The sequence below is a fragment of the Nostoc sp. genome, from assembly GCF_036917815.1.
Classification (GTDB): Bacteria; Cyanobacteriota; Cyanobacteriia; order Cyanobacteriales; family Nostocaceae; genus Nostoc.
Genome location: NZ_JBALEK010000035.1, coordinates 132679 through 157540 on the forward strand (window position 1 = coordinate 132679; position 24862 = coordinate 157540).

The window sequence follows — 24862 nt, forward strand, 5'->3', positions numbered from 1 at the left end:
TATTTTCCCAGTTTATCTTCAGGAATGGGGAAGAATCAGCATCAGAATCTTTTTAGCGACTTCCAACAAATAAATTATCCAATCTTGTGGGGCGGGGAAGTGCGAGTGGAAAACACTATTTTTTCTTCGGCTGGCTTTTCTAAGAAATTTTCGGATAGTAATTTGGTCAAAGCATCAGGGTGTAATTGCCAGTTTAATAATCCCGATAACCCCATGACCAAGCCAAATATAGTTGGAACTAAGGCGGCGTAGAACAACCATTTTTTCTGAGATAGAGATGTAATGGCAAATAACGAGACAGAGAGCGATAAGCAGGCATCAGCTAAATCAAACTGGTCGTCATGGTAATTAAGCTGATCGTAGGTTGTTTGATCTTTTTCGGCAGCTACCTTCTGTTCCTGCTTTTTCTGGTCTTCTTTGTCAGCAATGAGTTGATAAGCGGCAATCTGTTTTTCATAGTCAGCCTTCACAGCAGCAGGTTGAGAAAGAGATTGCAATTTGAGTTGCACCACATTTGATTTGGCTATTTCTTCACGAATATTACGAGCCTGGTATAACGCCCAATCGTCAATTTTATTTGCTTGAGCTTGCTGCATTGCCTGAACCAGATTATCGTCTTTAACTTTACAGATGCCCATAAAGGTTGCTATCAATGCAACCGCAATTGCCACACCACTATTTAGACGACTTTTGCGTTTTTCGCGGTTAGCTGGCGTTTCGGGTTCCTCGTTGTCATCCTCAAGCAGGTCAATTGGGTTTATGTCCATATCGATTTGGGGACTGGGGACTGGGGACTGGGGACTGGGCAAGAATGGGGACTGAATCCACATACTTATCTTAAGAGTCCCCATTCCCTAGTTCAATTCTGCAACCAACCAGCCGTCACCGCAACTATCAAAAATACACCCATCGCCAAGCGGTAGAAAATAAAAATCAAGGTACTGTGTTCTTCCAGGTAGCGTAGAAGTCCCCAAATTGCTAGAAAAGCGGAAATGCTGGCGGAGATTAAGCCCACCAATAAAGTCAACCAACCAGCTGCACTCAGTCCTGCTTTGGTAAGAGTGTGGAGTTCTACGGCACCTGCCAAAATGACGGCTGGTAAGCCCAGCAAAAAAGAAAATCGGGCTGATGTCTCCCGTTTCATGCCCAAAAATAATCCAGCAGTGAGGGTGGAACCAGAGCGAGAAACGCCAGGTATCAGGGCAAAAGCTTGAGCAACCCCTACCCAGATGCCATCCCAGAGGGTGAGGTTGTCGAAAGTGCGATCGCGTCCTCCACGTTTTTCGGCGATCGCCAGCAATCCTGACATAATAATTGAAGCTGCACCAATCACTACTAACCCTCGTATTGGTGAGTTGCAGGCGTTAAGAATTGGTTTGAGTAGCACACCAGCTACAGCAATGGGTAAGGTTCCTACCAATAAACCTAACATCAGTTGCAAAGAACTAGATTGATAGTCTTGCCCGCTAATTGCTCTAACTGTCTCTCCGGTTAATTTTTTTAAGTCTTGCCAAAAATAGACTAAAACAGCCGTCAAGCTAGCTAACTGCATTGCTGCTGAAAAAGCAGATCCCGGATCTTTGAGTCCCAGTAGAGTTGGCACTATCCGCAAATGAGCAGTACTGCTAATTGGCAGTAGTTCTGTAATTCCCTGAACGATGCCTAAAATAATCACGTCAATCCAGCTAAGGTTAGCAAAGTCTAGATTCACTTCACTACCGTTGCCACAGACTGCACTCGCCACCGCAAAAGAAAGCATCATCATCTCAGGCGTAAATAATTTACTTTTAATCAAATACCGACAAATTAACTTATGCCAGTGACGTTTCTGTGACTAAGACATGGCACTTGGATGACAATCAAAATAAAGGAGGCAGGAGGCAAGTCTGAGTGGTTCACCTACTCATGTTTTGCACAGACGAAAGCTGCTATTGAAGTGGTGCTTTAGTCCCAAAGACGAAATAAGGCAGGTAAATCCTGCCTTGTGTGTCACTAGAGTTAGTTAATTCATCTTTCCTTACCATTGCACGTCTTGTTGACAAAGCTATTACCGAGTTATGTCAAAACTGTGACTGCACCAGTTTTAAAGGCGGCTTGGGCGATCGCGACAAAATGCCCAATGCCCACTTGCCCTGAGCGGAGCCGTACCACTTCGTGGAAGCAAGCTACGCGTAGCGTCTCGTAGAGAAGGGATGCCCAATGCCCAATTCACAGTGTCAGTGTCAGTGTTTCCCAATCCAAATCTGATGCTATTTGAGCAAGTTTATCTAAATCAGTTAGGTTATCTAAATAGGGTAAGCAGCCTAAAACTGGCGTGTTAGTAAGTGATTGAATCAATTGCGGTGGTGTCCAGTCAGCTATTTCTGCATCCGTTCGGGGTTGTACGCAGTTCAGCACAATGCCTTTGAGATTGACGCGCGATTGTCTAGCTAATGCTACGTTCGCCACTGCTTGAGCGATCGCACCTAATCTCACTGGCACTACCAATACCGTTGGTAATCGCCATTCCCCCGCCAAATCAGCTACCGTTAATTCCTCAGTTATGGGCGAACCTAACCCTCCTAAAGCTTCTACAAGGACAAAATCACGATGCGATCGCAACTTCGACAAAGCTTGCCAAACCACTGCTAAATCTACTCGGCGATTTTCTCGTGCTGCGGCTATGGGAGGAGCCAGAGGTGCTTGAAAATACAAAGGTGTAATTTCTTCAGCAGATTGCTCAAGGGCAAATAGCTTTTGATACCATTCGCGATCGCCAATCCCCGATTGAATCGGTTTCATGATTCCCCAGCTACGCTGCGGGTAATATTTTTGCCAATAGGCTGCTAAAGCTGTAGTTAAAACAGTTTTACCAGCTTCGGTATCAGTTCCAGTAATCAGTAGTGTGTCTAACATTAATTTCTTTGGCCAGTAAATGGTTGTGTTCCATCAACCGGCGGAAAAGTTGGCCTTTCACCAGTGGTGGGAATTGGCAGAGGTGTTTCTGTGGGAATTGGCAGGGGTGTTTCTGTGGGAATTGGCAGAGGTGTTTCTGTGGGAATTGGTAGAGGTGTTTCTGTGGGAATTGGCAGAGGTGTTTCTGTGGGAATTGGTAGAGGTGTTTCTGTGGGAATTGGTAGAGGTGTTTCTAATCCAACATTGAGATTGTAATTGCTTTGGGCAACTCCTGGAGACAGACTTAACTGTATAGTGTATCTACCAGTAACCAACAATGTGCCTTGATAAGATGTAACTTGTTGGGCAGTAGTATCAATTGGTTGTCCATTGGGACTTAAGACTGTTAACAAAATGTTGCTTCTTGGGTCAAGAAACGTGCTTAATTTAGCACCTCCCTGTCCAAAAAAGCTGTACTGGATGATTTGATTTGCTTTGATGGTATCTCTAACGGTGGTTGGGTTAGATGGTGTCAGCTTGAGACGCTTAGTAGATACAACAGGTTGATTGTTAGTCGGCGTGGGTGTGGGCGTGAATGTAGTACCACCAGAAATCACTGGTGAAGGGAAATTTTGGGGAAGCGTTTCAGCTGGTGCTGTTTTCGGCTGACTGCGGATGGAACTTACCAGTGCCCAAGAACCAAATCCCGCTACAATCACGACAGCAGTGCCAATTGCTGCGATCGCTAACGGATTATCCAAAACTGAGCTAGTGAGACTTGGTGGAATCACCGGATTGGGTTTCTGAGGCGAAGCTGGTGGTGTTACGACGTCAGGACGGCGACCAACAGCCATTGTCTGCAAATTGGACACATTTAGTTGAGGAAGACTGGGTTCCTCTAAAGGTTTTAGTGCTTGAGATACACTAGCAGCACTTTGATAGCGATCGCTCGGTAGATGATTCAACATTCGATTCAAAACTTGGGCAAATCGCGGATTCACCCTTACCCACCGTTGCCAATTCCAAGTTAGTTGGTTTTCATCAAATAGATCCCTTGGTTCTTTACCAGTCAGCAAAACTATTGCTGTCACCGCTAATGCATACAAATCACTACTAGGGTAAGCCCCCCCTGTTTGCATTTGTTCACTCGGAGAGTAGCCTAATTTTCCCACGGTGGTTTCTGGCATTGCCCTCTCTGGCGATCGTAAACGCGTCGCCAGTTCCTTTACCACCCCAAAGTCAATTAACACAGGTTTAGCGTCACTATCTCGCAAAATAATATTTTCTGGCGAGATATCTCGGTGAATAATCCCTCGACTGTGAATATGTTCTAAAACAGGCAACAACAACTCTATCAGCTGCAATACTTCAGCCTCCGTGAAGGCTTGACCAACAGCTTGACGTTCAGCCAGCAGAGTTCGGTACGTCTGACCTGCAACGTAGTCCTCCACCAAAAATAAGCGTTGCTCTTGCTCAAATCTTTCCCGGAATTTAGGAACTTGTGGGTGTTCGATTTGATATAAAATTGCAGCTTCTCGGTGAAAAAGCTCTTGTGCCTTCTCCCAAGCCAAAGCCTCTGTTGCTGTTGAAATCAACTCCTTGATCGCGCAAAGTTCGTTAAAGCGCCTCTGGTCTTCTGCAAGATAAGTTCTACCAAATCCTCCTTGTCCGAGAATTTGAATTATGCGGTAACGGTTTTGCAAGACAGTGCCAACTGTAATGGGTGGTTGCATGATCCATTGATTGAGTTTAGTAGCAACTGAGAACGAAGTCACCCACAAAGATTCAGTCCAAGAGGCGACGGACAGTTACCTGCGGCAATATTCTACTATACCCAACAAGCACATTCCCACCAGAGGAAGGTTATTTTCTACTGGATAACTTCAGAGTGACCAATCCCCAACTCAATTTTTCTTCCTAGGAAAACGATAGATTTTGAAATATGGAAAACTAACTTCAGAATCCAGGTTATACAAATCACTCATCTGTTTTTCAATCAATCCCTTGGGAAATAGATGTTCACGATTAACTACAATAAAAACTATATCCGCATTATTTGTTAATTTTTCAATTTTTTCGCCCAAACTTCCATTAGTAATCCCCTTTCTTAACTGATTACCCAAATCTCTTCCATCCCGAGTTAGAGTGTCACCGTAGTAGCTAAATAATCTGGGATTCGCAAATAAATATACAGATTGCGTAGAAGGAGAACGATTTTTGATCATGTACTGGACAGCAGAGCGATAGTCATCTTTCCGATAGTCGTCATTGAAGTAGTAGTTATAAAGAGAATAAATATTCAGAACTATCAGAGATATGACAGCGATTTGAGCAAACTGAGAAACTCCATAGCGCTTTGAGCTAATACCAGGTCTTTGACTGAAAGCGGATGGGATAAGTATGGCAAGTGGTAACCAAAGATAATAAGAGTGACGCGGTACCCAATTTAATTTGGTGACTATAGCTAAGAGCAATCCTAGTAAAAATGCCATGACAATAACAGAAGCAAAGAAGTAATCAGGATGCTGATCTCTGTTATTTTTTTTGTGTCTCAATAATACTTTTATTAAAGCCAGAACAATTACAGTACTAACAATCACCAATAAAAGTATCTGAGGCCAGTAACGAAGCACAACCTGTACTTTATCATCGCCGCGCAACTGCTCCGTTGAAGGACCATAAGTTGTCCCCACTAAAATTCCGTTTAACACAAAAATAATATTTTGAATTATGGGGAATCCCAAGCGAGAAATTGGAACGCTTTCCGGATCAGTTGCTCCAGGTAAAGTGAGGAGATATAAAATTGGCGGCAAAGATAAAAATCCAGCAGGAATCCACCATTGCAGCCATTGCCTTAAATTTCTATAGATGAAGATCTGAGAGAGGCATAAAGCTACAGTGGAAAATAAAAAGTTAATATTAGCAAAAATTCCTATGGCAGTAAAAATACTGAATAGCCATTTTGAAATACCTTGATTACCTTCATCTTTAACTAATACCGCACTGAAGAAATATAGTTGAAGTGAACCTATAAACATTGCTAATGCATAAATTCTGGCCTCTTGGCTGTAGTAAACACAAAAAGAACTGAATGTCACGATTAGCAGAGACCACAAAGCGTGCTTTTTTCCATATATCCGCAAAGCAGTAAAGAATATAAGGATTGTTGAGCCAATTCCTAAAATAGCAGAGAGTGAGCGAAGGGCAAATTCACTTTCACCAAATACCTGACGCCACAAAAACAGAACTATAAAATACAGTGGTTGAAATTTATCACTATTTCCTATGTGTCTAACTCTCGAAATGCTCTCTTGAAGTGTCGAGACATCAGAATTAGTTAAGCTCAAACCCTCATCATACCAAAGACTCTGGTTTGAAAGCATAAAAAAGCGGAGGAAAACACCCAAAAAAATAACTATTAAAACAGAGATATAATATCTCGACGATCTCTGATTTATGATTTTAATCATAATTTTATTTCCTCTGCATGACACCATAGAAATTACTGGGGCATACCTTCTTTCATACCCACTTGTGGGACAATGAATCAGGCAAATGCTTCAGAAGCACGTAATGAGTTAAAGCTAGTCTATTAATGATGCTAGGATAAGGCGTTTTATATCCTAGCACTTTTAATTACATAACTTAAATATTCTTGAAATACTAGTTAATGTTTACTTAAAGCGATCGCACAGATACCGCTCAACATCAAACCCGCTCCTAACCATTGGGAAATTAAGACTTTCTCTCTCAAAAATACAGCACCAGTGATCATTGTCAGTGTAATTGTTAATCCAATCACTACTGGATAGGCAACTGATAAATTCAGCTTCCCTAAAACTACCACGTAAAAAACCGTACTCAGACCATAAGTACAAATTCCTCCCAATAAATAGATATTTAAGGGATTTTGTCCTGCTCCTAGTTTCAATAGATTTTGAGCCAGTGTATTTAACCCCACTGTGATTAAAATCAGCAAGCTAAAAACTATCTGGTTATTCATAGTGAAAATTTACTCAATTTAGAAGGTGATATTTTTTGATCAAAAGAGCAACTTATAAGAAACTCTCATAGCCAGCGTTATCGTCAAAATCCCAAATTTCTGCTCCAGATGGATAAGCTATTTGCACCCATTTGCCAGCAAGTTTTTCCCACCATCGGGGTGGGTGCGGTAGGGTAGCAACTTGCATGAAGCCACATCCAGAAAGTAGTGCTCCCACAAAATCAGTATGTAAACTATCACCAATGACGAGTATGTGTTTTGCTGGTAAACGCATATAGGCTATTGCTTTACGAAATGCCGGAGGAAAGGGTTTTTTAGCTGGACTCAGCGCTGGAATATCAAGACGATGAGACCAATATTTGACGCGATAACGACGTTTCCCATTTGAGAGGATAAAAAATTGCAATCCGGCTAACTTTGCTTGTCTAATCCAATCTTCTACATAAGGAGATAGGTAACGATCGTCTTCAGAAATAATAGTGTTATCTAAATCAAGAATGATTCCTTTAACACCAGAAATCTTGATTTTCTCAATTTTTATTTCAGCTAGTGTATGGATACGTCGCGGAAGCCTATAGAGTTTCTCTTTAGATAGCAAATTTGGGCCACCTCATCAAAAAAGTTTTGAAATTTTTCATCTGCAAAGTCCCGAATTTCTGCCATGAGGCTAGTACAAGAAGGCAAAAGTAAAAAGAAAGAATGCTTATTTTGTAGGCTTTCTGGCTATTTAAAATGGTTGCTTTATTTCCGCCGTGTCGTACTAGGCTATCAACGAGATTTATTTTATCAGCCCTTGATGTTTGAGCAACAGAATAGCGAAGCAAGTTAACACCCAACCAATGACAGTTAACAGAATGGGCACATCTTTCAATAAAACTTCTTCTGGTCGTTCGCTGCGTCCACCTTGCTCAATAATTTCGTCACTGTAACTGGCAATCTCTTCAGGGTCACTCAGCAATTGATAGCGAAAAATTCCATACAAAACAAACGGCAAAGTCAGTAACATCCAGGAAGTGGAGGCGCCATGTAGATAGGGACCAGCACTCCAAAGAGAATATGCGACAACCGTACCAGTAGTCACAACATTTTCCATTCGACCCAGTAGAGGCAAGGAATAGTATTTGAGGACAGAGCGAGGCTTGTTGCCTTTTACTTTTGCTAACCGCAGTTCTGCTTTCCGCTTTTCAATTCCCAAGAATAGCGCCAGCATTGCAGTACACATTAAAAACCAAGATGATAAAGTAATACTGGTAGCAGCAGCACCAGCATAAGCTCGGAGAACAAATCCGGTAGCGATCGCCCCAATATCTAAAATCACCATCCGTTTCAGTCGCAGATTATACGCGACCTGCAACAGGGCGTATGCAGTTATGGCTGCACCCAACCGGGGCGATCGCAACCACGCAATCATCAGAGCGCCACCCAACAGCGCCAATGCCATCACCGTAGCAACACGGATGCTAACTAATCCAGCAGCAATTGGCCGTTTACACTTGACAGGGTGCTGACGGTCAGATTCAACATCTACGATGTCATTGATTAAGTAGAAGCCACTTGATGCACAGCAAAATAATCCAAATGCTAAGAGGCTACCTAGCAGAGATTGCAGATTGATGCTAAATGCAAAAAGTGGTGCTGCAAACACCACCAAGTTTTTTGTCCATTGTCGCGGCCGCATAGCAGCTAAGTAGTACCCCGACTTCTTAGAACTAGTTGCTATGGCAGTTAAAGATTTTTCTACTACAGAGGTACGTCGAGAGTCCATAAGTATGCCTACCGCTTCTATGTCTCAGCAGAAATTTAGATATTCAACAACTTTTACGGATTTAATTAAAAATTTTCTAGTAAAAATACTTAAAAGTCTTTACCTAGATGATGTTACCCCTATTAAGTATTTTTTAGGTATCAAAAAGAATATTTTTATTCAATCTTCATTTAAGCTTTATCCAATCTTTATCTAAAAACTTGCTCACCTATGGACAAATTGTGTTTGCTGGTAGAGTCTTCTAAGTTGTATAATTTTCATTTTTGTCCATGCGTAAGATATGGAATAATAAGCTACTACTTGAATACGTAGTCAAGGGTGCTATACTGTATGGGAACAAACTTTAATCTCACTTAAGTTGTAAATGATTTACTGTCAGCTATAAATGAGGTAGTTAGAAGAAGCAATCTATCACACCAATCTTTGAGAGATTGGGGTTATAGACCTCAAACCAACAAACTTGAACTATAGATATAGTGGACGGACTTGATATCGGTTAAGCTATCAATGGTTTGCCTGCCAAGAAAATTAGAGAGTTAGCGAATGATAATTTTATGGGAAAATGTTTAAATTTTGTATGGAAGCTTCAACAAAACTCACAGATGTTTTTTTAGGCGATTTCTCGGTTAAATCTATTAAATCTCTAATGATAATATTGCTATGAATGCACATAGAGGATCTGCTGTGCTCAGTTCTGCAACTTTCAAGGTGCAACCATCTGCAACAGGGCTGAACGAGAATCATCGCCTGCGGCTGTTTTCTGGCTCTGCCAATATACAACTGTCTCAAGAAGTCGCTCGTTATCTGGGCATGGACTTGGGGCCAATGATTCGTAAAAGATTTGCGGATGGAGAGCTTTACGTTCAAATCCAAGAATCGATTCGGGGTTGTGATGTCTATTTAATCCAGCCATGTTGTCAACCCGTGAACGATCATTTGATGGAATTATTGATTATGGTTGACGCCTGTCGTCGGGCTTCGGCACGACAGGTGACGGCAGTAATTCCCTATTATGGTTATGCGCGTGCCGATCGCAAAACAGCAGGACGAGAGTCAATAACCGCCAAGCTGGTTGCTAACTTAATCACCAAAGCAGGTGCCAACCGCGTTCTCGCAATGGATTTGCACTCGGCTCAAATTCAAGGCTATTTCGATATACCTTTTGACCATGTTTACGGTTCACCAGTATTGCTAGATTATCTAGCAAGCAAACAACTGCCAGACCTTGTAGTTGTTTCCCCCGATGTTGGTGGTGTAGCACGAGCTAGGGCATTTGCCAAAAAACTGGGTGATGCTCCACTAGCGATCATTGACAAACGTCGTCAGGCACATAATGTTGCAGAAGTGTTAAATGTCATCGGCGACGTTAAAGGTAAAACGGCAGTATTAGTGGATGATATGATCGACACTGGAGGCACGATCGCAGAAGGAGCGCGATTACTGCGTGAAGAAGGAGCGCGTCAGGTATACGCCTGTGCAACTCATGCGGTGTTCTCTCCACCAGCAATGGAGCGGTTATCCACTGGCTTGTTTGAAGAAGTCATTGTCACCAATACAATTCCCATACCAGAAAACAATCGCTTTCCCCAACTAGTGGTGCTGTCAGTAGCTAATCTCTTAGGAGAAACTATCTGGCGGATTCATGAAGATACTTCAGTTAGTAGTATGTTCCGCTAGACTGGAATTTGCGTTATAAGCCTAAAAAACCCACGCTGACCCTTTGATCGGGTACGGTGTGGGTTTTTAATTATTCACGCCGCTCTACTTAATCACTAGAAGCTATAGCCTAATCCGGCTTGGAAACTGACGGCATCAGCACCACTATTTCTGTAGGCGTCAATGCCCCATTTAGTATCGCCATAAGCAATGACATGGTTGCTAACTTCTGATTCAATACCAAGGGTGACTACAGGTGCATTCTGATTGCCCAATGGGGTTTTTTGACCTTCCTCAGTTACAAAAGAATAACCACCACCGAAGTAAACGTTAGTATTTTTGGCGATGGGGGCATCGTAAGTCACTATGGGCATAATTGCAGCAGCATCACCACCATACAGCGCAGAACCCCGTAATGAAAGAGGTGTCTTAGGAACGGCGTAACGTCCTTGGATATTACCACCAATTTGGGCTTCATCGTTTCCTTGTCCGCCACTGGTTGCACCAACAGCAATACCAGCACCAATATAGTCAGCGTTTGTGCCAGCTGTTTGAGCAGATGCAATGCCGGCTGAAAGGACAATGGAAGCAACAGCAAGTACAGAGGCAGCTAATTTTGTAAGTTTCATAGAATTAATTCTCACTAGAGTTAAGTAAAATCAATGTTCTCTAGTACTAGAATCTCTTTTTTTACAAAATGTCACCTCGCGCTCCTGGTTCCCCCAAGTGGCTGAATTATTTCTCACCCGGTTGGGTGTACCAAGTGAAAAATTCAAATGACAATTATTTCTTCAAAAACCTTTGACTGAGACGAGATATAAAAATATTCACCTCTGGTATTTTCAGCCAAGAAGCGATCGCAGCAAACACCGCAAGCCCCACGAAGCCAGATACACACAATTCCAACACCAGAATCAGTAAACCTTCTTTACCTAAGAATTGCTGAGAAATAACCAATGTCCCATAACTTGCAACCCCAGTGACAATGCTACCAGCAGCCAAACCCAAAATCGGCAAACTCCACTCCCGCCAAGGTAAACCATTGAGTTTGCGATCGAGCAACCATAACAGCATTAACATTGAACTGCAATTTACACCCACTGTCGCCAACACCAAACCGGGAGCGCCAAAAGGTTTCACGAAAAACCAATCTAATATGATGTTGAGCAAGATGTTAAAAATACTGATGCGAAAAGGTGTCTGTCCATCGCCCAAGGCATAAAATACCCGCACTAAAACATCACGCCCCAAATAGACAAACATCCCAATTCCATAAGAGACTAGCAATGATGAAACTAGCTCTGTGGCTTCTGGCTTGAAAGCACCGCGCTCATATACCACCTGCACAATGGGTACAGATAGCGCTACCATCAGCGCCCCTAGCGGTAGCATGGTAAAGGCTGTGAGTAGGAGTCCTTGGCGAATGCGCGATTTTAGCTCTGGCCAATTTTCGGGGCCGGCTAGTTTGGCAAAGATCGGTAATAGGGGCAGCAAAATAATATTAGAAATAATCCCCAAGGGAGTTTGGACTAATAGATTGGCATAGTTAAATCCTGCTGCCGCACCAGGAATCGGACTAGCAAAATAAAGGTCAGTGGCAACATTAATTGGCATCATTCCAGAAGAAACTGTTGCCGGAGTCATAATTCTAATTACTTCTTGAACGCCTGGGGATTTAAAATCAAACCGTAGGCGTAATGTGCCCAATCCTAACCGCCACTGGACAATTAACTGCACTAACCACTGGAGAACGGCTCCCGCTAAAGTTCCCCAAGCTAATACCATTCCACCAATTAAAGCGTATTCCGGTTTAATAATATCTTTGCCCAGTTGCATAGCCAAGATTCCCAGACCGGCAACAACGGTAATACTGGATAATAAAGGACTAATGGAGAGTAACCAATATTGATTGGCTGTATTGAGAGTACCGAAGCCAATGCCAATTAATCCGGCAAATAAAGCCATTGGTGCCATAATGCGGAGTTGTTGAATAGCGATCGCTCTGGTTGTCGGCTCCAAACCATGACCAACTAGATCAACGATCGCATCCGCAAATAAAATTTGAGCCACTGTCACCAATAACAGCGATCCCGCTACCAGCGTTGTCACGGTTTCTACTAGAGGAGCCGCTTCTTCTCGCCGCCGCTTGGCTAAAACACTGACAACTGCACTGTGTAATGGTCCATTTACACCACCAAGTAAGATCAATAGAAAGCCAGGGATAATATAGGCGTAACTATAGGCAGTGGCAGCAGCACCAACACCAAAAGCGGCAGCGATCGCTTGCTGCCGCACTAAACCGAAGATTTTACTAATTAATGTGGCTGCGGCAACAATGCCAGCAATTCCAGCGAAAGAACGAGAGGGTTTTTGGTCTTGTTGTGTCACGAATAATACCCGACAACTCTTGCAGAGTGCATACTTTTAAACATTTAACCTGAAATTCCCCACTCTGTCAGGTAATTTTTGATAAATTAGTCATTTTAAATGCATTCGCTAAGGGTGAAGGCGAAGCGATCGCTCTCTGAGATTGCTATGATACAGCGAATTACAAGTTGCGTCATTACGAATTACCTTAGCATCAGGCTTTATCGTGTCCGCGTACCCTTATGGAATTGCAAGAAATAAATTATTCATCTTGTGGGGTGGGCATCCTGCCTGCCCTGAAGATGGGACGGGTGGGAACACCCATCCCACAAGAAAATTTGGGATGTTTTTTTATTTGTGATATCATCTCCTGCTGATTACTTATTAAACCCGAAGAACCCCACCCCGCCAAAGCTACGCTTTGTCTCCCCTCCCGAAGAGCGGGGAGGGGTGCAATGACTGTGGGAATCATAACTATTTCAGGACTTACGCAAACAATAGCTATAACCCTGATTTTGAGGTAGGGGCAATTCATGAATTGCCCCTACAGCGTGCAGTTTTGCGTAAGTCCTATATTTATACGGACATGATATGAGTCCCTTACAGGGAAGCAAGCTAGGCGCAGCGTTTAATAGAGAGCGTCATTACGAATTACGAATTAGTTAAATTACAATATCCGCAGCAAACTTCCGCAAATTTTCCTGTCGCCACTGAGCATCGTTTTTGCGATTTGTCTGCAACTCCAAAACCCGAACTCCCTTACTTGGAAGTGGGTTTAATCTTTGCTGTAATTGTTCCCAAGAAGTAATTAATTCATGCTCCACATTATAAGTCGCGCACAACTGAGCAAAATCAATATCTTGGGGAGTGCCAAAAAACTCTTCAAATGGCGGCTCAAATTTGGCGATGGGTAACATTTCAAAAATGCCACCACCATTATTGTTAATTAATACAATTGTCAGATGCCCAACAAACTTATTGCGGATTAAAAAACCATTGGTGTCATGTAACAGAGACAAATCTCCTGTTAACATCACACTACTTTGCTGGCGATGGGCAATTCCTAAAGCTGTGGATAATGTGCCATCTATGCCATTTGCACCCCGGTTAAAGTGCGATCGCACTCTTAAATTATTCGGTTTCCAGAAATATTCCACATCCCGCACGGGCATACTATTGGCAATAAACAGAGGCGTTTCTGGCGGTAAAATCTGAGAAATTAACCAAGCGGCTTTACTCTCAATGATTTCATCTATTTTCCCCATAGTCTGGTCAACAATTAACCTAACCTTAGCTTCCGCATCACACCATTTCTTTCCATAGTCGGAGGATAAAGATAAATTTATCTCCTCTACTTTGATGTCTTCTACAGATATCCGTAAATGTGTTGTTCTTCCGTGCAAAGGATCAAGGTTTTGGTCACTGGGATCAATTACCCAGCGTCGCGGTTGGGTTGCATCTATCCAGGTACGCAATTCTTTACTAGTAGGCATTTCTCCCACCTGAATCACCATTTCGGGCGCTAACTGCTTTGCTAGTTGCTGGTTTCGCAAAATCAGGTCATAGGTGGAAATCAAATAGGGGTTGAGTTCAGCATAATTTCTGACTGGGGAAAGTCCCTCTGCTAGCACAGGCCATTTGAGAGTTTGGGAAAGGTGCGCGATCGCTCTACAATATTCCTGTGGTTGCTGTGGTTGGGCAACACCTGCGATAATTACGCCGCGATCGCATTCTTTCCAATCTTTGGGCATTGGGCATTGGGCATGGGGTATGGGGTATGGGTTAGCTATTCCTGCAAAGAAGTCTTTTAGGTGAAATTGTAGAGACGCTAAATTTAGTGTCTCTCCATCAGGAACAGGCGCTAAGGGATCGCGAAAGGGAATATTCAAATGTACTGGCCCCTTTGTCGGAGTTTGCGCTCTTTCCCAACTATGAATTACCACTTGTCGCAGATAAGCAAGCATTCCCAAATCAGCAGAGGGTAAGGCTAACTCTGTTTGCCAATTTGGGTAGTTTCCATATAATCTCAATTGATCTACAGTTTGCCCAGAATGACAATCTCGCAATTCTGGCGGTCTATCGGTGGTTAATATCAACAGTGGTACGCGACTATATGAGGCTTCAATGACTGCTGAATAAAAATTTGCTCCTGCTGTCCCAGAGGTGCAAACAACTACTACAGGGCGTCCGGTTACTTTCCCTTGTCCCAAGGCAAAAAAGGCGGCGGAACGTTCATCGAGAATGGAAATCGCTTCAATGTCAGGTACTTGTTGAGCAAAGGCGACTGCTAAGGGCGTAGAGCGCGATCCCGGACAAATGATCGCACAAGTCAATCCCAACCCCTTTAGCGTCTCTGTTAAAATATAACCCCAAAGTTGATTAATGTTCCTATAAGCGATCGGCATTAAATCAAACATAGCTATAAAACAATCGTGAACCACCACACACCAACCGCGCTTGTAGTATATAGGACTTACGCAAAACTACACGCGCTCAGGGGCAATTCATGAATTGCCCCTACCTAAGAATCAGAGTTTCAGCTATTGTTTGCGTAAGTCCTGGTATAGTGTAGGCTCTGCCAATTCATCGGGAATCTCCAAGATAACTCCGTAGTCCTATTGGTGTTAAATTCCATCCTTTCATTAGGAGTCATAGTTCCCAAGACCCAAACCTTTTATCCTGAGCGTAGTCGTTCGCGGAGCGTCTCGCAGAGAAGGGTTCTCTTGCAACCTGTACCTATTATCTTGGTTTTCGCTGACGGACTTGATGCTCAAGATGTACAATTCTACCAGAAAAAGAGTTCGTTTCCTCTCAAACTTTTATGGACTGCATTTATTTAACGGGAATTCGCTGCTATGGCTACACTGGGTATCTACAAGAAGAACAGGTGCTAGGACAATGGTTTGAGGTGGATGTCAAGTTATGGTTGGATATCTCCACAGCGGCCAAGACTGACGCGATCGAAAACACTGTAGATTATCGCAGTGTTATTAGCTTGATACAACATCTGGTCAAAACGTCTAAATTTGCTTTACTGGAGAAATTGGTAACAACGATCGCAGATTCTATCCTCCAAGAATGCGATCGTGTAATACAAGTGCAAGTCATTCTGAGCAAACCTGCCGCACCTATTCCAGATTTTGGTGGCAAAATTAGCATTGAACTGATTAAAAGTAAGTCTAATCTCTAAAATACAAAACGTGTTTTTTTCAATACCTATAAGCTAGCAAAGAGAGGCGGTTTAGGTAGAGCGTGGCAGTATCTCACAAAGAGAATCTTTCCTGCCATTGCCCCCAGCACCGGCTCGTTATCAAAAAACTAAAAAATCCTGTGATCTGCTGATGAGCATTTGACTTGCATATTTTCAGATCACAAGATTTGTGATTAAGTATTAACCAGAAGCGATAAATAGTTCTAAGTAATATCATCTCTCACCATTAACAATTTAATACAATTTCAGACCGAAATTTAGACTCTAACTGAAACAAAAAATATTTGAAAAGAAAGTGATATTAAACTTTTTAATTCGATAATGATTAATTTCTAGTTGTAATTTAGGCAATATTTATTTTTTATACACATACATAATATCTGACTTTTCACGCTATGTGGAAAAGCTAACGATTGACCTAACCCCCTAAACCGTTTCCCTACTAGCGTTGGGGGAAAATTCAAAGTCTCTCTCCTAAAAGGAGAAAGAAATAGAAGTGAGGTTTTCCAGATACCGTGAAAAGTCAGACAGAAGAGACGCTAGATTATTTTCTTTAAGTTAAATGAAAGTAGTATACTGCGTTTTTATCAACTTTTGTTCTTGATTAATTTTTACACAAGTACTATACTTGTTATTTATGCTTCGCTGAAAAAAAAATCATTGCATATTTTTGAAAATTAATTTTTGATTGCTCGTAATTACATGGTACTTTGTACTTGATGTTAATGGCATGATATTAACTGGATGAACTCATCAGAATTAGCTTTGATAAGTATATAAACTATCGGAGGTTACTAACATGATGCTATTTGATAGTTAGTCAGTTTTATATTAATTAATAAAACAGGGTATTTAGGGATTGTTTATGATAAGATAATGACCTTTAGGTTGAGTTAATACTCAGAACCAAAATCTGAACCTTAGCAAACAATTTATCATCAGATGTTCACCCGAAAAATCCTAGTTGTTGAGGATGAAAAAATCCTAGCCTCAAATATTAGAAGCAGTTTACAAAAATTAGGTTATTACGTTTCAGAAATAACTAATTCTGGTGAAGAGGCAATAAAAAAGGTAGCAGAAACTCATCCAAATTTAGTATTGATTAATATCTGTCTAGCTGGGGAAATTGACGGTATAGATGTAGCGGATATTATCCAGAATCACTTCCATGTGCCTGTAGTATATCTAACAGAGTATTCGGAATCTAAAAAATTGCAAAAAAATCAGCTAAGTGAGCCTTTTAGTTACATAGTCAAACCATTTATTGAAAGTGATTTACATTTTGCGATTGAAATGTCTTTGCACAAACATCAGAGCAAAAAGATGTTGATGTTACACGAAGAAAAAGAAAGGCTGAGGGCAATTATTAACAGTATGGGCTGTGGAGTGATTGTGACATCGGCAAATGGTTGTATTCAAATGATGAATCCCATAGCAGAACTAATCACTGGTTGGAAGCAAAGTGAAGCGTTAGGTAAAAATTTAGTAGAAGTGGTTAAATTAGTTGACAAAGATATAGGAGAAACAATTGGAAATTTAGCCACTTATGTAATCGAAGCAGGTGAAGTTGTAAACTTACCGGAAAACTGTATACTAATTACCAAAGATGGCAAAGAAATAGCCCTTGGGGATAATGTTGCACCCATCCGCGATCAAAATGGCCATATTACTGGCGCAGTTCTAGTTTTTCAAGACATCACCAAACGCAAGCAGACAGAGGCACAACTGATCCACAATGCTTTTTATGATGGGATGACAGCATTACCAAATCGGGTTTTATTTTTAGATCGTCTCAGACAAACCATTGAACGTAGCAAACGCAAAAGCGATTATTATTTTGCAGTTTTATTTTTAGATTTAGATGGCTTCAAAGAGATTAACGATCGCTTCGGGCATGGAATCGGGGATGATTTTTTAGTAGCGATCGCTAGACGCTTAGAGTCATGCTTACGTGGTTGGGATACTGTAGCACGATTTGGTGGTGACGAGTTTACTATTCTCTTGGAGGATATTAAAGATATTACCGACGCTACCAATGTTGCCAAACGTATTCAAGACTCCTTAGGATTGACACTAAACCTCAATGGGTATCAATTATCTACTACAGCTAGCATTGGTATTACTTGGAATTTTAGTAATTCTAATTATGATGAGCCTGCAACTGTGTTGCGCGATGCTGATATTGCTATGTACCGAGCTAAACGGCAGGGAAAAGCTACTTATACCATATTTAGTTAATTAGCCCCAGAAGTCAGTCATGGAAAAAACCGAAAAACAGAAAATGCTTGCAGGCGAATTGTATCTGGCGGAAGATCCAGAATTAGCTGCCGAAAATAAGCGAGCTAGCCGTCTGTTGCGAAGTTACAATTCTACAACCGAAGAACAGCAAGAACAACGGCAGCAAATTTTGCAAGAGTTATTTGGAAAGATCGGTGAGAAAATATTCATTGTGCCACCTTTTCACTGTGACTATGGCAGTAATATTTTCGCTGGCGACAGATTGTATATGAACTATGGCTGTGTAATTTTAGACTGCAATACAGTTCACATTGGCGAAAATGTCTTGTGCGCTCCTTATGTGCAAATTTATACGGCTTATCATCCTACAGAGCCAGAAATTCGTCTTTCTGGTAGAGAATTAGCCGCCCCAATTAACATTGGTAATAATGTCTGGATTGGTGGTAGTGCAATTATTTGTCCAGGTGTAACTATTGGTGATAATACAACCATTGGTGCTGGCAGTGTAGTTGTCAAAGATATACCTGAGAATGTTGTCGCTGTTGGTAATCCCTGCCGCGTCATTCGGTATTTATCCTAGAATTTAACGTGTCGCGGAAGTCCCCACCCTCAGCCGTAGGCAGGGTGGGGTAGTTCACAACTTGTAATCTCTAGCAATCCAATAGAGCCAGTCTGCGATCGCATCTTGAGTTTCACCGTCAGCATCAATAGCTGCTATTTCCGATAATTTTGCAGAATATACATCTTCATCCTTACCATTAATGTAAGCCACTTCTACAAGCATATCTTTTAAACATTCATCATCTGGGGCCATTCCCAGCACTTCGACTTGCTTCTCTTCGGTAGAAGCTGATTTTCGTCCCTTCTTAGTCCATTTAGCCAGAAAGGGAAAATTCAGAGTCTCTTCGAGGTAGTAGTACCAACCCATAGCCCGTTCTTCTTTGTCTTCAGCATCTATAATGATCTCTGTTTTAATGCGATGCTCTCGGTTTTCGTCGGGTTCAACACTAGGCATAAGATAACGCTTTGCGTATAATACATTTTGTTGACCAAGCCCCTTCGGGGCGGGAACAGGGAAGAGGGAACTCTTAACAGTGCAAGAATTAGCCCCGTTCGCGCAGCGTCTTTGCCAGGAGAAGATTTAGGGTACAGAGCAACTAAATTTATTTATGAAAGAAATAAAAACATTTTTTAAGGGGACGCGTAGCGCAAGAAAAAATACGTCCTTGTACAAATCCCCTAATTTTAATTATGGGGATTTCCCTGTTCCCTGTTGCCCGTTCCCTGTTCCCTTTTAAACTCTCCTGACTTTTTGTAAACTACCCACACTTACCTTCGGGTAAGTGTGGGTAGTTTACAGATTAAACAAGTCTCAAATCAGGATAATTTGCCAACACATCATCAGATGTCAGGGTATCATTCTCAGCTTGGGGAGTCCAAAGAACTTCAATTGCCAGAAGCTTGTCGCTAGGGATACTACCAATTTGCCGCAAAGCTTGACGCAAATCATCAGCGCTGTTAATCGCTGTGGGGATTTGAAACTTACCTAGTGTCGCCGCTAGCAAGGTGACAATAATGTATTCACCAGGGCCTTCGGTAAATAGGCGGGTGGGGTTGTCGAGTTCACCAGCCGGTGGTAAGGCATCTTTAGCAAGGGCTGCTTTTAGCTGGTTGTTGACATTAGAAAGAGTTTCTTCGCTAAACTTGCTGCGTTCTGCCAGTGACAGCCGATTAAACTGACCTTCTGCTGAATTTAAACTGGCTTGTTGAGTGCCACCACCTGCATATACAAAGTATTCGGGATGGCGGAGTAAAGCGAGGCTGGCTTCTTGGAGAACTTCTGCTCTGCCTTCTGGGGTGTTAGTATCAGCAGTTTCAGCAATGTGGTTGAGTTCATTTTGCAATTCCCGGGCTTGAGCTAACAAACCTACTTGCAAGCGAGTTACCGAAACCGGAGAGTTGCTGCTGTAATCTGCTTCTTCAGTTTCACCGCTAGAGACGCGGCGGAAGGTTTGCAATAAGAAATTAGCGATCGCCAAGAAGATTAAGATGGTAAATATACCACCAAATCCTCCCCCAATACCCCAGAAGGGAATTAGGAAGGGAAAGCCAAAGCCACCACCAAAGCCACCACCAAAACCACCACCAGGGTAGTATCCGCCCCCACCACCAGGAGGTGCATAAGTGCGGGTGGAAGGCGCTCTAAAGGAGCCACCACCAATACGACCCCCACTGCGGGCTGCTAATGCTCCATCGGCATGACCAAGAGCCAAAGCTAACACCAGGCTTAGGGCTAAGAAGGTTTTTAACAGAGGTTTGATGGTTTGTTGTAGTTTTTTATGCATAATACAATCGCTTGGAAAACAGAAATTATTTATGATTTATCCCCATGCTCTTAAGAGTCTTACGGTATGTCACTAAGACCAGCCCGTAACAGCAAGTTTGTAGCCTTAATTTTTAGAGGCTACATATTCAATTTACCGCGTCTTATCTTGGGTAGACAGCGATCGCAGGGGGGATTTCTCGACTGGGGAACCGTACCTGAAGACACGTTCACGATCGCAGAAATTTGCGATGTCTACGACGGGCTATTAGGCATCGCCCAATTGTTGCGACATCTTGAAATAGCACTTTCAGACTACAGTTTTGAATTATACAGACTATTTAGATTTTTAGTGATTATTTTGACTAATTTTTTTAATCCAGTGCTGAGTAAAAAACATGACTTACCCAAACAATAGCCGAAATCATGATTTTCAGATGTAGGAGCAATACCCTACGGGAAGCCGCTTTGCGTCTACATGAATTGCCCCTACATTATCACTTTTAAATACATCTAGTATACGTATATTTACGTCTAGATAGCAGCCTAATAAATGTCCATAATGCCTATCAATCAAACCATATAGACACCATATAGCTACCAAACACTTACCCAGTTTTTTGGCATTTTGGCACAACAGCCTAGAGTATTTAGGATATTCTTTGTATTGAAGTAGCTAAATTTCATAATTTTCACCACAGTTGTTCACTGAGCAATTTGGCTATAAGTACTAGCTTTTATTTATTGTTCATCATGCACATAAATTCTCAAGTAGTGAGAAATTGACAGCAAAAATCAAATCAATACAATTAAAAAAAACAATCTTTTTGGTCAATCTTCTAAAATCGGCTGTAAATTTGTCCACCACATTCGTTTTAAAAGAAATAAAATAATAATTAGTGGCTTTGAAAGTAATCCTAATTGCAAATAAATTAAAAATTATTTGAAATCTAGTCATCAACTTTATTATGGAACATATTTCTCAACTAACAGCCGAAATCAGAGACAAAGCTGTATACCCAGATATCCTAGTCATATCCCGGATCTTCCTACCGAAAGAAGCTGTAATTGGGGAATATATGTACAATCGCTGTCTCCAAGATCCAGAACGAGTGATTGTGCTGGCGGCTAGTTGCTCAGGAGATCAAGTATTTGATCGAGGTCAACAGTTTCCGATATATCGCTGGTTTTATCCTACATACTGGCATAGTAGCTTTTTAGGAAATATCCTAAAGCCTTTGGTCAATATCGTCTGCTCATTTGTACTAGCAATTAAACTCTATTTTCGCTATCACTACCGTTATATAGAATGGGGTCACGGCTATGATTTTCCTTCACTGTTGCTATTGAGCTATTTGTTACCTATTCGCTTTTTTATCTATCTGCACGGCAATGATCTTCTTTGTAGTTTACACAATCCTGTGCTGCGATCGCTATTTAGATTAACACTTCATAGAGCTGAAGGCATTGTTTGTAACAGTTCTTATACAAGAGACTATCTCCGAACCGCTTTGCGATTAGATACTCCTATCCACGTTATTAACCCAGTAATTAGACCAGAAAAATTTGGTAATAATCTAGCGAGTCCCAGTAGCCTTGATGATTTACGTGTTCGCATGCGTCAGACGTACAACATTCCCGAATCAGCAATAGTTATTCTCTCCATCGGCAGCTTAGTAAAACATCAAGGTTTCGACCGAGTAATTGATAACATCCCACTATTGCTAACTTTTGGGGTCGATGTCCACTATATAGTTTGCGGAGAAGGGTCAAGTGAATCGGAACTGAAATCTCTGGCCCATCGTTTGCGGGTAGATAAGCGTGTACACTTTGCCGGATATGTGCCAGAGCGAGAACTGGCAGGTTATTATGCAGCCTGTGATATATTTGCCATGCTGACTTTATTAGATACTAAAGCTAATAGTGTGGAAGGTTTTGGTGTAGTTTATTTAGAAGCAAGTTACTTTGGGAAGCCTGTAATTGCGCCTCGTTTGGGCGGTGTTCTAGACACAGTTCAGCATGAAGAAAATGGCATACTAGTTAATCCCAATTCTGGTTATGAAGTGTTTCAAGCTTTCAATCGGTTGTGCAAAGATCAGCAACTACGTGACCAACTTGGCCGCAAAGGTAAAGAATTAGCCAAGCGTAGAACCCTTCACAGATCGCTTTACAAATCAGAAGGCAGGAACGCGATTTGATGACAATTAGGAGTTAGGAATTATAGCAATCTTAAGTCAATGTGAGTTCGACAAGTCTTAGTCTTATTTTACCTCTCCCCCAGCCCCTCTCCGATGCGGAGAGGGGAGCAAGAAGCTGAACTTTTCGTTGCTCCTCCCTTTCTGTTTCGGAGAGGGAGGCTGATCGAACTCACGTTAGGGACTTCCAAATAAAAAAATGTCCTAAAAACTGACCCAAAAGCCTCTCTATTTCTCCTCTCTCTGTGTTCTCTGTGTCTGGAGTGGTTCGTTTCTTTGGATAATTTATTTCTTGGAAGTCCCTTAAGTCATGCTTGAACTAACCACCACCGACAATAGTGACAACTTCTAAGCGATCGCCTGTTTGAACTTTTGTTTCCGGCCAAAACTGGCGGTGTAAAATTTCGCCGTTATATTCTACAACCACTAAGCGGGGGCTAAAACCCAACTGTTGGAGTAAGTCGGGTAAAGAAGTTTGAAACGAACAGCTATGGGTTTCCCCATTTACCTGAATCGTAATCTCATTAGACATAATATGTGGGGCGTGGGGCATGGGGCACTTGTACTGAGCGCAGTCGTTGGCGCAGCCTAAGAAGAGAAGTATGGGGCATGGAGCATTGGGCATGGGGCATTGGTTATTTACTAATGACTAATGACTAATGACTAATGACTCTTTTAAAGTTCTGGTTTAATGCGATTGAGTTGGGAGAGCAGATATTGCGTCACGAGGGTAGGCTGTTCGGCTTGCATGAGCGATCGCACCACCGCTACACGTTCGCCTCCGGCATCGATCACATCATTAATATTATTGGCATCTATTCCCCCAATGGCAAACCAGGGAATTGAGCAGTTTTTGGCAGCATAGCTGACATATTCTAGTCCTGTTGCTGCTTTACCTACTTTCGTGGGAGTTTCATAAACTGGACCTACGCCAATATAATCTACACCTTGAGCAATTGCTCCTTGCATTTCTTCTTTATTTGTGGTAGAAAGACCGATCAAACGCTGGGAACCGAGTAATTGCCGAGCAATGGCAATAGGCATATCTTGTTGTCCTAGATGCACTCCATCGGCATCCACAGCTAAAGCTAAATCCACGCGATCGTTAACAATGAATAAAGCGCCGTAGATGTGGCATAATTGCCGTAATTTTCTCGCTTGTTCCAGACGCAAAGAATCATCACTGGTTTTGTCGCGGTATTGTAGAAGCGTTAATCCCCCTTTTAGTGCCGCTTCGACATTGTTCAACAAAGTTTCACTAGGGGAAGTAACAAAATACAAACGCGATCGCCACAACAATTGATGGCGCTGATGACCCATTAAACTACTTTCTAAGGTATAAACCTGATAGCGCATCTGCTTACAAGCTTTAGCCATATTTGGCTCATAAAGCTTGCTGTATTCTTCCAACACCCGTAATGCTTCTTCTATCCGGCAAAAGTTAGCTTGCAACACCGATTTGATACTAGCTCGTTGTTCTTCCTGAGGATGGGTTAACTCAGTTCCCGGATCGCCTGGTGTATCTCGCGCCGCCCGTAATTCCGAGGTATGCCACTTAGCTACCTCTTGTCGCAAGCGCTTACATTCCAGAGCTAACTGGGCATTATTCAACCCAAATCGACACCATTCCTCAACAATTCGCAAGCCCTCACGAGCGCGGTCTAAATTGGCATCTAAAATGCGGTAGACAACTTGCTGTATTTGCTCTTTCTGGCTGTATGGCTCGACCATTACAACAACCCCGTTAGCGCTTTCATCGAAGTGTGAATTATCATATATCCTAGTAACCATAGTTAATTAATTTGCTTTTTTTTACTCAATTTTTGCTAAATCTACGCAAAACAACGTAGTAGCCAGGGTTATAGTCAATTATCCCATGTTCTTATAGACAGCGATCGGGGTAGTTTGAGGCTACAGTTTAGCAGTAAGTTTAGTCAAGTATTTTAGGGTAAACGACAAGCTGACAAATCACCAGATGTCTAATGTGACGTAGCAGTGCTACATCTCTACAAGGGTTCTGGATAACGCATATTTAATTTCACTCATATATCTATTAGATATTATGAGTGAAAATGACGTAGGTACAATTTATCAATTGTGCCTACCAAGAATTTTAGGCAACACATAATTAATTTCTGGAGATGTCTAATATCATTTATTACTATGTATTAAACATCGCCAATCGGTAAATATGTGAGTAATATTATCGACATAATGGTTTCTCAGGTTT

At 42.0% G+C, this 24862-nt stretch carries 21 protein-coding genes; 6 read left to right on the forward strand and 15 right to left on the reverse strand.

The features are described from left to right. Nucleotides 1-74: 74 nt before the first annotated feature. From V7K97_RS09205 to V7K97_RS09240, 8 genes are all read right to left on the reverse strand, one after another. Complete coding sequence (locus V7K97_RS09205) at nt 75-767, reverse strand: DUF4337 domain-containing protein (protein WP_334800569.1); 693 nt, start codon at nt 765-767, stop codon at nt 75-77. Between the two features lie 92 nt (nt 768-859). Beyond that, on the reverse strand, nt 860-1795 hold the full coding sequence (locus tag V7K97_RS09210; RefSeq protein WP_334800570.1) for an undecaprenyl-diphosphate phosphatase: 936 nt from the start codon (nt 1793-1795) through the stop codon (nt 860-862). Nucleotides 1796-2208: 413 nt separating this feature from the next. Continuing rightward, a complete protein-coding gene (bioD, locus tag V7K97_RS09215) occupies nt 2209-2895 on the reverse strand; it encodes a dethiobiotin synthase (protein WP_334800571.1) in 687 nt (228 codons plus the stop codon). After that, complete coding sequence (locus V7K97_RS09220) at nt 2895-4607, reverse strand: protein kinase domain-containing protein (RefSeq protein WP_334800572.1); 1713 nt, start codon at nt 4605-4607, stop codon at nt 2895-2897. The genes bioD and V7K97_RS09220 overlap by 1 nt, the downstream gene beginning before the upstream one ends. A gap of 171 nt (nt 4608-4778) precedes the next feature. Further along, nucleotides 4779-6344, reverse strand: a complete 1566-nt coding sequence (locus V7K97_RS09225; RefSeq protein ID WP_334800573.1) for a glycosyltransferase family 39 protein — start codon at nt 6342-6344, stop codon at nt 4779-4781. A 197-nt stretch (nt 6345-6541) separates the two neighbouring features. Continuing rightward, nucleotides 6542-6877 (reverse strand): SMR family transporter, encoded by a 336-nt coding sequence (locus V7K97_RS09230; RefSeq protein WP_334800574.1) that lies wholly within the window; start codon nt 6875-6877, stop codon nt 6542-6544. A 52-nt stretch (nt 6878-6929) separates the two neighbouring features. Further along, nucleotides 6930-7475 (reverse strand): YqeG family HAD IIIA-type phosphatase, encoded by a 546-nt coding sequence (locus V7K97_RS09235; RefSeq protein WP_334800575.1) that lies wholly within the window; start codon nt 7473-7475, stop codon nt 6930-6932. Nucleotides 7476-7655: 180 nt separating this feature from the next. Beyond that, nucleotides 7656-8642: a decaprenyl-phosphate phosphoribosyltransferase gene (locus V7K97_RS09240; protein WP_334800576.1), complete on the reverse strand. Its 987-nt coding sequence runs from the start codon at nt 8640-8642 to the stop codon at nt 7656-7658. Nucleotides 8643-9302: 660 nt separating this feature from the next. On the opposite strand from V7K97_RS09240, the gene V7K97_RS09245 reads away from it, so the two are divergent. Next, nucleotides 9303-10319, forward strand: coding sequence for a ribose-phosphate pyrophosphokinase (locus V7K97_RS09245; protein ID WP_334800577.1), 1017 nt, complete (start codon nt 9303-9305; stop codon nt 10317-10319). Nucleotides 10320-10414: 95 nt separating this feature from the next. Here the strand turns inward: V7K97_RS09245 and V7K97_RS09250 are convergent, their stop codons facing one another. The 3 genes from V7K97_RS09250 to menD form a co-directional block, all read right to left on the reverse strand. Continuing rightward, nucleotides 10415-10927, reverse strand: a complete 513-nt coding sequence (locus V7K97_RS09250) for a hypothetical protein (RefSeq protein ID WP_334800578.1) — start codon at nt 10925-10927, stop codon at nt 10415-10417. A 154-nt stretch (nt 10928-11081) separates the two neighbouring features. Further along, nucleotides 11082-12686: a murein biosynthesis integral membrane protein MurJ gene (murJ, locus tag V7K97_RS09255; RefSeq protein WP_334800579.1), complete on the reverse strand. Its 1605-nt coding sequence runs from the start codon at nt 12684-12686 to the stop codon at nt 11082-11084. 641 nt (nt 12687-13327) lie between these two features. Beyond that, nucleotides 13328-15082: a 2-succinyl-5-enolpyruvyl-6-hydroxy-3-cyclohexene-1-carboxylic-acid synthase gene (gene menD / locus V7K97_RS09260; RefSeq protein WP_334800580.1), complete on the reverse strand. Its 1755-nt coding sequence runs from the start codon at nt 15080-15082 to the stop codon at nt 13328-13330. A gap of 404 nt (nt 15083-15486) precedes the next feature. Here menD and folB point away from each other — a divergent pair, with 404 nt between their 5' ends. From folB to V7K97_RS09275, 3 genes are all read left to right on the forward strand, one after another. After that, the gene (gene folB, locus V7K97_RS09265) at nt 15487-15855 is read left to right on the forward strand and encodes a dihydroneopterin aldolase (RefSeq protein ID WP_334800582.1); all 369 of its coding nucleotides are present in this window, start codon (nt 15487-15489) and stop codon (nt 15853-15855) included. Nucleotides 15856-16818: 963 nt separating this feature from the next. Continuing rightward, entirely contained in the window at nt 16819-18114 is a 1296-nt protein-coding gene (locus V7K97_RS09270; RefSeq protein ID WP_334800583.1) for a GGDEF domain-containing response regulator, read from the forward strand. A gap of 19 nt (nt 18115-18133) precedes the next feature. After that, on the forward strand, nt 18134-18694 hold the full coding sequence (locus V7K97_RS09275; protein ID WP_334800584.1) for a sugar O-acetyltransferase: 561 nt from the start codon (nt 18134-18136) through the stop codon (nt 18692-18694). 54 nt (nt 18695-18748) lie between these two features. Here the strand turns inward: V7K97_RS09275 and V7K97_RS09280 are convergent, their stop codons facing one another. Together V7K97_RS09280 and V7K97_RS09285 are read right to left on the reverse strand one after the other, a co-directional pair. Beyond that, nucleotides 18749-19129: a calcium-binding protein gene (locus tag V7K97_RS09280; RefSeq protein WP_334800585.1), complete on the reverse strand. Its 381-nt coding sequence runs from the start codon at nt 19127-19129 to the stop codon at nt 18749-18751. Nucleotides 19130-19475: 346 nt separating this feature from the next. Continuing rightward, nucleotides 19476-20459, reverse strand: a complete 984-nt coding sequence (locus tag V7K97_RS09285; RefSeq protein WP_334800586.1) for a DUF1517 domain-containing protein — start codon at nt 20457-20459, stop codon at nt 19476-19478. Between the two features lie 66 nt (nt 20460-20525). Here V7K97_RS09285 and V7K97_RS09290 point away from each other — a divergent pair, with 66 nt between their 5' ends. Continuing rightward, nucleotides 20526-20855, forward strand: a complete 330-nt coding sequence (locus tag V7K97_RS09290) for a hypothetical protein (protein WP_334800587.1) — start codon at nt 20526-20528, stop codon at nt 20853-20855. Between the two features lie 550 nt (nt 20856-21405). Continuing rightward, nucleotides 21406-22635, forward strand: a complete 1230-nt coding sequence (locus V7K97_RS09295; protein ID WP_334800588.1) for a glycosyltransferase family 4 protein — start codon at nt 21406-21408, stop codon at nt 22633-22635. 316 nt (nt 22636-22951) lie between these two features. On the opposite strand, the gene thiS is transcribed toward V7K97_RS09295, so the two are convergent. Together thiS and V7K97_RS09305 are read right to left on the reverse strand one after the other, a co-directional pair. Then, the gene (gene thiS, locus V7K97_RS09300) at nt 22952-23164 is read right to left on the reverse strand and encodes a sulfur carrier protein ThiS (protein ID WP_334800589.1); all 213 of its coding nucleotides are present in this window, start codon (nt 23162-23164) and stop codon (nt 22952-22954) included. A gap of 143 nt (nt 23165-23307) precedes the next feature. Further along, nucleotides 23308-24423 (reverse strand): thiamine phosphate synthase, encoded by a 1116-nt coding sequence (locus V7K97_RS09305; RefSeq protein WP_334800590.1) that lies wholly within the window; start codon nt 24421-24423, stop codon nt 23308-23310. Nucleotides 24424-24862: the final 439 nt, after the last annotated feature.

Excerpts from the sequence above, each read along its gene's own strand:
- V7K97_RS09220 (WP_334800572.1), bottom strand. The coding sequence starts at position 4,607 with ATGCAACCACCCATTACAGTTGGCACTGTCTTGCAAAACCGTTACCGC.
- V7K97_RS09270 (WP_334800583.1), top strand. The coding sequence starts at position 16,819 with ATGTTCACCCGAAAAATCCTAGTTGTTGAGGATGAAAAAATCCTAGCC.
- V7K97_RS09245 (WP_334800577.1), top strand. The coding sequence starts at position 9,303 with ATGAATGCACATAGAGGATCTGCTGTGCTCAGTTCTGCAACTTTCAAG.
- V7K97_RS09305 (WP_334800590.1), bottom strand. The coding sequence starts at position 24,423 with ATGGTTACTAGGATATATGATAATTCACACTTCGATGAAAGCGCTAAC.
- V7K97_RS09285 (WP_334800586.1), bottom strand. The coding sequence starts at position 20,459 with ATGCATAAAAAACTACAACAAACCATCAAACCTCTGTTAAAAACCTTC.
- V7K97_RS09280 (WP_334800585.1), bottom strand. The coding sequence starts at position 19,129 with ATGCCTAGTGTTGAACCCGACGAAAACCGAGAGCATCGCATTAAAACA.
- menD (WP_334800580.1), bottom strand. The coding sequence starts at position 15,082 with ATGTTTGATTTAATGCCGATCGCTTATAGGAACATTAATCAACTTTGG.
- V7K97_RS09230 (WP_334800574.1), bottom strand. The coding sequence starts at position 6,877 with ATGAATAACCAGATAGTTTTTAGCTTGCTGATTTTAATCACAGTGGGG.
- V7K97_RS09240 (WP_334800576.1), bottom strand. The coding sequence starts at position 8,642 with ATGGACTCTCGACGTACCTCTGTAGTAGAAAAATCTTTAACTGCCATA.
- folB (WP_334800582.1), top strand. The coding sequence starts at position 15,487 with ATGGACTGCATTTATTTAACGGGAATTCGCTGCTATGGCTACACTGGG.
- V7K97_RS09205 (WP_334800569.1), bottom strand. The coding sequence starts at position 767 with ATGGACATAAACCCAATTGACCTGCTTGAGGATGACAACGAGGAACCC.
- V7K97_RS09250 (WP_334800578.1), bottom strand. The coding sequence starts at position 10,927 with ATGAAACTTACAAAATTAGCTGCCTCTGTACTTGCTGTTGCTTCCATT.
- V7K97_RS09225 (WP_334800573.1), bottom strand. The coding sequence starts at position 6,344 with ATGATTAAAATCATAAATCAGAGATCGTCGAGATATTATATCTCTGTT.
- V7K97_RS09275 (WP_334800584.1), top strand. The coding sequence starts at position 18,134 with ATGGAAAAAACCGAAAAACAGAAAATGCTTGCAGGCGAATTGTATCTG.
- V7K97_RS09295 (WP_334800588.1), top strand. The coding sequence starts at position 21,406 with ATGGAACATATTTCTCAACTAACAGCCGAAATCAGAGACAAAGCTGTA.
- bioD (WP_334800571.1), bottom strand. The coding sequence starts at position 2,895 with ATGTTAGACACACTACTGATTACTGGAACTGATACCGAAGCTGGTAAA.
- thiS (WP_334800589.1), bottom strand. The coding sequence starts at position 23,164 with ATGTCTAATGAGATTACGATTCAGGTAAATGGGGAAACCCATAGCTGT.
- V7K97_RS09290 (WP_334800587.1), top strand. The coding sequence starts at position 20,526 with ATGTCACTAAGACCAGCCCGTAACAGCAAGTTTGTAGCCTTAATTTTT.